Source organism: Nitrososphaera sp. AFS, from assembly GCF_009898475.1.
Lineage (GTDB): Archaea > Thermoproteota > Nitrososphaeria > Nitrososphaerales > Nitrososphaeraceae > Nitrosopolaris.
Window position 1 is genome coordinate 1 of the sequence record NZ_QURE01000105.1, and the last position, 8,430, is coordinate 8,430.

Here is an 8,430-nt window from a genome sequence, read left to right on the forward strand (position 1 = left end):
CCCTACGAAGATATCCATAAAGTGCTATACTTGCTTGCATGGGTGTACGAGAGAATAATCTACGATGTCCTGTGATCGTTAGTCCCATTTGATAAGTGCATATTTACATACATGCGAATAAAGTGATGTCACTCTGGTGGAAACCCATGTTCAGGTATTCAGCCAAATCTTTATCGTGTAGTGTAATATTTGCCATTAACTTCATATTTTATCAATAGTTTATCTATAGAATCGATACTTCATCATCGGGTATTTTTAAGCCGTCTTTATCTAGGAACACCACTTTCATTGTTCCATCTGTGTAAGGTCGATTTATTTAATTTCATTGATAGCATATATCGCCACCCAGATATTTATATCCCAATTCTAATCGCGATACTATCTTGCCATATAATTTTGGTATCCTGTTCTGTTGTCTAGGGAGAGTTGTAATAGAGAACCCGAGCCAATTGCCTAAAATGTCGATGGGATATACTCAAGCGACATCCAATAATTTAACCGTAACGACCTATGTAGATAGTAACCTTCTAAGCTAAACCTGTGGTGACCAAAGTCAAGTGATAACTGTATGAAATTATGTTAGGCAGTGTAGATACCTAAAGTTATCTCGAGTCATACACACACCATCTACGATTACATTGTTTATTGTCGTAAAAGTCGAAGAGGAAGAGGAAGAGGAAAAAGAACAGCTGCCTGTAGTAGTAAAGGCTCCAACCTCCTGCCATCATAAACATCTTCTTTGTAACTTTCATCGAGATTTTGTTTTTATATCGACTGCTATGTGTATTTTGAAAGCCTTTTCTTCCCTTATTCCATTTATCGCGAATCTACTCTAGATTAGTTAACCTTTATTCCAGTGACTATTGCATTTATATTGCAATTTAAATAAGCAGCTAACTTTGCATAATTGTGTCATCCTCTATTAAGAATGTGCGCAGTTTCTCATATAACAAAGCTGGCTTTTCGACAAACGGTGCATGACCCGCATCTGCAATTATTTCATATTTTGCATTAGGAAGCGCTTGTTTAAACCTATAGTAATATTCAATAGGTATAAGATTATCTTTTTCTCCCCATAGGATCAAGCAAGGAATATCTTTAATTTGCCTGAATCCTTCTCTCTCAATCTGTGTTGTTGTACTGTTATCGAAGGCTACTATAAATGCACGTTTTGCTCCCGGTTTGTCAATAACATAGTCAAATAAATCAACCACTACGGGAAGCAGCCTAGAAGGACCAGCATATAGATCCTCCAAGACTCTTTTGACTTTTTCATACCTTGTAATAGGATTAATATCAGTTGCTGCAACACGATAGTCTCTCAGTAGAGGTGTTGGTCCATCAAGCAATCCCGAAGAATCTATCAGTACTATCCTTTCTATCAGATCCTTATTTTCAATAGCAACTTGTGCAGCTATATATCCTCCCAACGAATGACCCACAATACTTATTTTTTTGTGTTTCTGCTTCCTTATCTCTATTCTTTCAACTAGAAAGTCTACAATAAACTTGCTGAGTCCTTTGATTGTATAATCTGCACTCTCTGGCTTTTCACTTATACCAAAACCAATCAAATCAACAGCTATTGCATGAAGGTATTTCGATAATGCGTCTGGAATATCCCTCCACGCAAGTGACGATGCTCCCAATCCGTGTATAAATAATACGTGTCTTTTATTATGATCTCCATATTCTTTATAATATGTACCGACTCCCTTAACAGTTGGAAGCGACATTCATATTGAATGTAAATCAACGTGCTATAAACTCATGTATTTGCTTATGCTCTATGCTCTCATATCCTTTGAAAGAATAAGAATGTATATAAGAATATTAAGATAATTTGGTATAGACGGCTATAGTGGCTGTTGCTCAACGATTATGTATCTATTCGTGTGCCCTAACCTTAAATTTGTATCTGGAATATTAATCCAAGAATGGCAATATTAAACGTGAATTGTATAAAATCAAGTACATGGCCTAACTATATTTGATCCTATGATTGGATTAATATCCTATGATGCTTTCACAGCCTATACTGCCTTCACTCCATGATTATCCTGTCTTTAATCCAGCATAGGTCCTGGCATGAACCAAAAGGCTGCTACCACTGGTAGACTTGCTGTTTCTATTGTACTAGAATGTGCTGCAAATTGTAATGCTGTATTATTTACTGCATATACTTGCCTGTGCTGCTACATTTGTCAATGTGCTTCTTGTAGCATTCTCCATTTCCATCCATCTTACATCTATCCATCCTTTGTATGATAGATAGGAAAGATCAACTACAAACAATCCGATAACAGCAGCTATTTTCATAACTTTCCTAATAGCATATTCGTCCGGCTACTCTACCAAATAGGAATCCATCATCTATAGAAAATACTAGGTTCTCTATAGACAAATTATTTAGTACCTATCTTCCAAATTTGGGGCCGTTGACGCATTTCAAGTCAATGTAACCTCACACTTTGTTTCCCATACTCGGATAATGCTAAGCTTTAGCTTTAGCTTTAGCGGTTAAATCTTGATACAGCTTTAATTCAGAGTGACCTACGCGATTACTAAATATATCAGAAATTTTCTTTAGACACTTTCTAACATCAATCAAGTTAGGACATATTACATAGCAGGTAGACTGAATGAGAAAGTCGCGCCTATTCCATTATCATTATTTTTACCCCATATTTTGCCATAGTGAGCTTCTATGATGCCCTTTGAAATAAATAGGCCCAGGCCTGTTCCTAGATAAGATTTTGATGCGAATTTCGTGAACAACCTTGGTAACATGCTAGCGTCTATCCCTTGACCAGTGTCTCGTATAATAACTGTGACTAGCTTGTTATCTTTATCGCTATTCTGATTCTTATTATCGTTCTGTTGTTGTTCTACGGTGATTGTTATTGTGCCTTTGGAGGTAAATTTGACAGCATTACTCAGTAAATTTGAAAGTACCTCAGCTATTCTTGATTTGTCCACATTCAATAAAATATCATGAGGCTCATATGATAGCTGAAGGTTTTTCTTTTTGTTGCTAAATTCATTGCTTAATGTTATGTCATCCATAGCATTGACTACTATATCTCTGAGATTGCATACTTCTTTCTTCAATTCAAAGGTATTACTTTCTAGCCTTGTAACATCCAAGATTTCAGATGAAAGTTTGCTTAGGCGCTTCGCATTTCTTATAGTAACATCTAGTAATTCTTGTTGTTTTCTATCTATTATTTGGGAGCGTAGAATTCCAGTTAGACCTAATATGGGTTGTATGGGTGTACGTAACTCATGTGCTGCTATATTGATAAACTCTCGCTGCATCTTCTCATTAACAACTAGTTGGTGATGTGATAACTTGACGTCTTCATACAATTCTACCTGTTTCCATAGATTCTCAAATATAGAAACGTATGACAATACTCCTGCTTGGCTATTTGAATAAGTTGATAGTCCTATTGCTTCATCAAAAGTATCTTTAGAATCATCTCTTAACTCCATTACTAATGATTCCTTCCTATCTACTACTAGAATTGTGGCTTTAGTCTCTGACATTTGTTCAAGATGCCTTATCTTGAGTCTATCGGAATAACCTAACCTTCAAGATCGGTTATTCCCGGTAGTTTTAGATTAACTTGGTGGTATCTTACTTACTAACTTAGTAAGAAATGACTACTATATTTAATAGTTCTACTGTTGTATATAGCATGAACATTCGTGGAATCAACCATTAATGGGCATATATATGAAGGTGGCAATAACAATAGTCAAAATGTTGAATGTGACTGCAAAGGTGTAATCGATACTTGGAAGGTATTGGGTAAACGATGGTCTTTATTAATATTGAAAAGCCTGAATTCCCAAGAGAGTATTCGATTTAACGAACTAAAGCGTACATTGGCTGGAATTAGTAGTACTGTATTAGCTGAGCGACTATTGGAACTTGAGCGAGAAGGTCTTATAGTAAAGAAAATCTATCCTGAAATTCCTCCGAAAGTAGAATACAGCCTTACATATCGTGCAAAGGAACTCGAGATTGTTCTAAGATCATTAGGAGATTGGGTTAAAAGATGGAATTTAAAGTTAAAGACCGCTGCTAACATCCAAACACAGATTCAAACAAAAATACAAACAGGCAGGTAGGCAGATAACTGCACTTGACCATTACAAGAACAATTATCCACGCATTGATACCATCTAGTTTAAGACCTCTTCCCTAGGAGAGCATATTGTTCTATTCGAAAGGAACATAATCCTAGGTAATATACTGATAAGGCGTATTGAGAATCTATTTTTTGTCATTTGTTTTAGAGGTGTTTGAGCGATTTTAAGTCGCGCCAGTTCTTTGACGATTTTTAGCGGGTCATAATCCATTTGATTAATCTTCGACAGAATTGAAACTAGTTTGCGGGGTGATTCTATCGATAAACCGTGTTTCTCCAATTCCCCCTCCAATTTCTTGAATTGAATTCATGTATGGTTTGAATATCAATATTCCTCTCCTCTAAAATCGCGCCCAATTTTTGAATTTCTTGTTCAGTTCTTTGTTTCCCTACTATTTTCTGTTTTACGTATAGGGGCACCTCATTTGGCGATATACACTCGGATTCCGATATTTCGTACAATTGATTCACTAACTCTGCAGTTTTTTCACTTGGGATGGAAGTTGTTTTATCCGATAAATTGAAGGTCAATGATTCAATTTGGTCCAAATGGGCGCCCAATTTCTTGATATAGTTATGAATTCTATACATAGAACCAAGTTGGGCGAGGGCACATCTTGTTCTAATGCTTAAGGCATCTACTAGTATTTTGTTATATTAGAGTATATAAGGTTGGTCCAAATGGGCGCCGATTCTAGATCAAATAGCAAGTCAAATCACTTGGACAGTAATTTGGACCAAGACTGAATGTGTCTGCCAGACAATTTCAATGCGCCAATAGAACCCTCTCCGAATGGTCCATCACATTCTATCTATGAATAAACGGAATAACAAAAAGCGACCAGAGCATATATAACTTTAAGGAAACAACAGGCAAAACCATCCGATGCGACAATCTTACGTCAATCTGTAGAAACTATTCCTTTGGTTATGGATGGCAAAGATATTCGATCTACGTTTAGCTATAAAAGATCTTTTTTCATTCCTGGCGATTGAATTTGGATGACAATTTAAGGGCCAATGATGTTGGATAATATCCATAAGTTAAGGAATTGAATCTTTGAGTACTCCAATTGCAATTCTTTGCGCAGCAATACAATTAATTGCATAGCAATCCTGCTTCCATATTAGCAACTTTTCCTTGTATAGTTAGGACGATTTAGGATTGGTACAGCAGCAAAAAAGAATCCTGATTATAGATGACAATCCGGATGTAACGCTATCGTTACGTGTTGCTTTAGAACAGAACGGGTTTAAAACAGATTCTTATACTAACCCTGCATTAGCGTATGAGAATTTTAGAGATGGTCAATACGATCTAGTGTTATTGGATATCAAGATGCCAGAAGTTGATGGATTTCAATTGTACCAAAAAATAAGAAAGAATGATAGCAGAATCAAAATTTGTTTTTTAACTGCTAGTGAATTTTATTATGAACGGTTTAGAAAAGAACGTGGATTTGGTGAATTTAAACAAGAATCATTCTTAAAAAAACCAATTCAAATCGACGATTTGATTCATGCAATAAACAAATTGATGGGATCTGGATAAAACTCAGTTCGCATTTTGGATTTGTCATAATACTAATACAACTCCTGCATGATCCTATTAATCAAATAATTGACCGTAATTGGTTTTGATAAAGCATCCCAGAGAAATGGATGGCCTTTTTGCCATAAATCTTAATGATTCATTCAGCAACTAGGCTTATAGCCCAGTACTGTCGATAAGATTTACTAATTTCTTATATTGCTTTATGAACATCTTACCTTTCTGTGTCAATGTAATCGATCCATTGTTTTCCATATCTCTATGTATCATGCCTTTTGTTCCATGTAAATCAGATGATTTAGAGCTTATTATATGTTAGTCTACAGATGGTTGTATATTAGTTGGTCTCACAATCTGATAAGTGATTACGCTATCATCAATGGCACATAGAATTTCATAATGGAGTTGAAGTTTATGTCTCTTTTCCTGTTTCAAAGTTCATCTCATTTATTCGTGAATACAACAGCACAATGTACCGAGTGATGACGTTTGTAAGAGTACATGCTTAAAGTAATTAAAGTAGAAAAAATTTGTAAGAAGGAACAAATTTGAATTCATGTGAATTTTTTAAAAATGGTCAACCGTATGGATTTTTCAAACATCCAACCCTTAGCGATGAATGGACTGTATTTCGGCGCGCAAACTGGGTATCTTTTACATTTCTCTACCATTGTATAATTTTTAAATCTGTTTGCCATAATTTTCGTTTTGTTCCACGACACGATAATCAGCGGTCGGGATCGATAGATTTTCTGCATTTCTTCATGATTGTAGTATAAGATGCTATACTCGAGTACCGAAATGATTTCTGTATTAAACTTACCACACTCTTTTTAAGTTTATGGTGCAATCACTTAATTGTGAAGATCTCTTATCATTGTATTTCGTGTAAGAGAGAATTCAGTGATATGAAATCTGCGGGCGATCATGTTAAATCCACCCATCACGAAATCACGGAAGAGTTAACGATTTACCACTCGGACGCTTCCCAACAGATGCTTAACCAAATCAATTTTAAATGGTGAATCTATTGGTTGTCATTTGCTTCAATCGTCATAGGGCATCTCTGGGCTTGTCCAGTGTCATCACTTGATGCTCCCCACCATTAGATTTGAGCAGTGAATCTAGAGGATTATGCTCTATTCTCCGCGTATTCTCTAACACATTTTCAAAAATCCATCAACCTGTGAACGGCCAACTAACAACAATGGCGACGGACGTATGGGCGAAGCATTCGAACCGTTAGACGAGCGAGGGAGATGTCGCAGAAGAGATTGGTGGAGGAAGTGACGGACAGACAATTTCTTCATCTCTTGATCAAGGTCTCGACGAAGAATTCATCCAAAACAATTCCATTTGAAAAGCAAACGAAATGTTTAGCGGCTAGTTTTCAAAAATGACTTTAGACTTATGGGACCAAAAAACCGGTGGAACATCCAATCTGAAAAGTCAACAAATATTATAAAATTTGGTGGTAAGTCGAGTAGAACTTTCTTTTATAGGATTACCTGCTCTTAGCGTCCCATGACGCTATACCATACAAACCGAAGAATTATTGGAGTTTTCTCAAGTAGGAATCTTACATTTTTTAACTTCACGTGCTTCGAACTAATGTACTACAAAAATAGGGTATACAAATACCACTTCTGGGGCCCAGGAATGGTATTCGTATCTACTCTTTTAAGAGCTTGTCATATTATAAACGATAATGCCAAAGCTTCCTTTAGCAGTAGTAACTTCTGCAGTAGTTGTAGCCATTCTGGTAGCGACACCGGGAATTATTGTTTCATACCAAATAGCATTTGGCAAGGCTGGAGGAACCAGCCCTGGTACTAGCAACGTTGGAGGTAATGGTATGCCACAAACTCAACCGTTAAAAGGAGGAGGTTCTGGTCCAGCCAACGGCCAGGGAATATGTTACGGCCAGGGTGCTGATACGCTTGTTCCGGGCGTGGCGTCAGGAAACACACAAATTCCCAACCAAGGACCAACAGCTGCACACGCACAGCACGCTACTAGGGACGCAAACTGTCCTGCTTCACCAGGCGCACCTAGCGGTCACTAACTGTCTATACTATCACAAACATTCCCTTCTTTTTTCTGTCTGTGTTCATTATGGCAGAAACAAGATATCACAATATCTGCACCTATCATTCGCCAATGACGTAGTGACATCCATGGCACAGTTGACATTCCCTTAAAGGCACAACTCCAAGTAAATATTACAGAAGGCGGTACTTCTAGAAAGTCTTAACTGAACCATTCTGGGTCACCTCTGTCCTTCGATACCAGAAATTCAGGATTTATCCTATAGTTTCTTTGCAAATAACGAAATATGTTTGGTTTGGAGCGCACTCGCCGAATTACAAACTCCACCTATTGTCACCACAGATTTTGTTTATGTGCGATTGATTGGCGACAGAAGTATTCAAGAAAAGGATTTTGGTCGAATACAGATTGACCCAGATTCTGAAATGCAGAAGTTGGCAGATAGCGTGAAAAACCTACGAGAAGATAGACGTATAAAACAGGCAATCATAGCAGCAAACAATCATTATGCTGGGTTTGGTCCAGGTACTGCGAATACTTTTAGAAATATGCTAGGATTGTCAGAAGCGAAATGGAAGGATAGGGGAGAAGAGAAACAGGAATTGGGTTCTACTCAGGAGAATCAGCGCACCCTATCTGATTTCTTAAGTTGAGCATCCGAAAATTAAATTA

Annotated in this window: 8 protein-coding genes; 4 read left to right on the plus strand and 4 right to left on the minus strand. The window is 37.0% G+C overall.

The features are described 5' to 3' along the window. Window positions 1-893: 893 nt before the first annotated feature. The 3 genes from DYY65_RS09825 to DYY65_RS09835 form a co-directional block, all read right to left on the minus strand. On the minus strand, window positions 894-1,736 hold the full coding sequence (locus DYY65_RS09825; RefSeq protein WP_162477784.1) for an alpha/beta fold hydrolase: 843 nt from the start codon (window positions 1,734-1,736) through the stop codon (window positions 894-896). Window positions 1,737-2,166: 430 nt separating this feature from the next. Continuing rightward, entirely contained in the window at window positions 2,167-2,331 is a 165-nt protein-coding gene (locus DYY65_RS09830) for an FUN14 domain-containing protein (RefSeq protein ID WP_370519351.1), read from the minus strand. A 291-nt stretch (window positions 2,332-2,622) separates the two neighbouring features. Next, on the minus strand, window positions 2,623-3,549 hold the full coding sequence (locus DYY65_RS09835) for a sensor histidine kinase (protein WP_162477786.1): 927 nt from the start codon (window positions 3,547-3,549) through the stop codon (window positions 2,623-2,625). A gap of 162 nt (window positions 3,550-3,711) precedes the next feature. On the opposite strand from DYY65_RS09835, the gene DYY65_RS09840 reads away from it, so the two are divergent. Next, window positions 3,712-4,137, plus strand: a complete 426-nt coding sequence (locus tag DYY65_RS09840; protein ID WP_370519350.1) for a winged helix-turn-helix transcriptional regulator — start codon at window positions 3,712-3,714, stop codon at window positions 4,135-4,137. 275 nt (window positions 4,138-4,412) lie between these two features. On the opposite strand, the gene DYY65_RS09845 is transcribed toward DYY65_RS09840, so the two are convergent. Next, complete coding sequence (locus tag DYY65_RS09845; protein WP_162477787.1) at window positions 4,413-4,748, minus strand: hypothetical protein; 336 nt, start codon at window positions 4,746-4,748, stop codon at window positions 4,413-4,415. A 574-nt stretch (window positions 4,749-5,322) separates the two neighbouring features. Here DYY65_RS09845 and DYY65_RS09850 point away from each other — a divergent pair. The 3 genes from DYY65_RS09850 (at window position 5,323) to DYY65_RS09860 (ending at window position 8,411) form a co-directional block, all read left to right on the plus strand. Beyond that, window positions 5,323-5,709, plus strand: a complete 387-nt coding sequence (locus DYY65_RS09850; protein WP_162477788.1) for a response regulator — start codon at window positions 5,323-5,325, stop codon at window positions 5,707-5,709. Between the two features lie 1,708 nt (window positions 5,710-7,417). Further along, a complete protein-coding gene (locus DYY65_RS09855) occupies window positions 7,418-7,774 on the plus strand; it encodes a hypothetical protein (protein WP_162477789.1) in 357 nt (118 codons plus the stop codon). Between the two features lie 229 nt (window positions 7,775-8,003). Continuing rightward, window positions 8,004-8,411, plus strand: a complete 408-nt coding sequence (locus DYY65_RS09860) for a DUF72 domain-containing protein (RefSeq protein WP_370519352.1) — start codon at window positions 8,004-8,006, stop codon at window positions 8,409-8,411. Window positions 8,412-8,430: the final 19 nt, after the last annotated feature.

Excerpts from the sequence above, each read along its gene's own strand:
- DYY65_RS09845 (WP_162477787.1), bottom strand. The coding sequence starts at position 4,748 with ATGTATAGAATTCATAACTATATCAAGAAATTGGGCGCCCATTTGGAC.
- DYY65_RS09825 (WP_162477784.1), bottom strand. The coding sequence starts at position 1,736 with ATGTCGCTTCCAACTGTTAAGGGAGTCGGTACATATTATAAAGAATAT.
- DYY65_RS09835 (WP_162477786.1), bottom strand. The coding sequence starts at position 3,549 with ATGTCAGAGACTAAAGCCACAATTCTAGTAGTAGATAGGAAGGAATCA.
- DYY65_RS09855 (WP_162477789.1), top strand. The coding sequence starts at position 7,418 with ATGCCAAAGCTTCCTTTAGCAGTAGTAACTTCTGCAGTAGTTGTAGCC.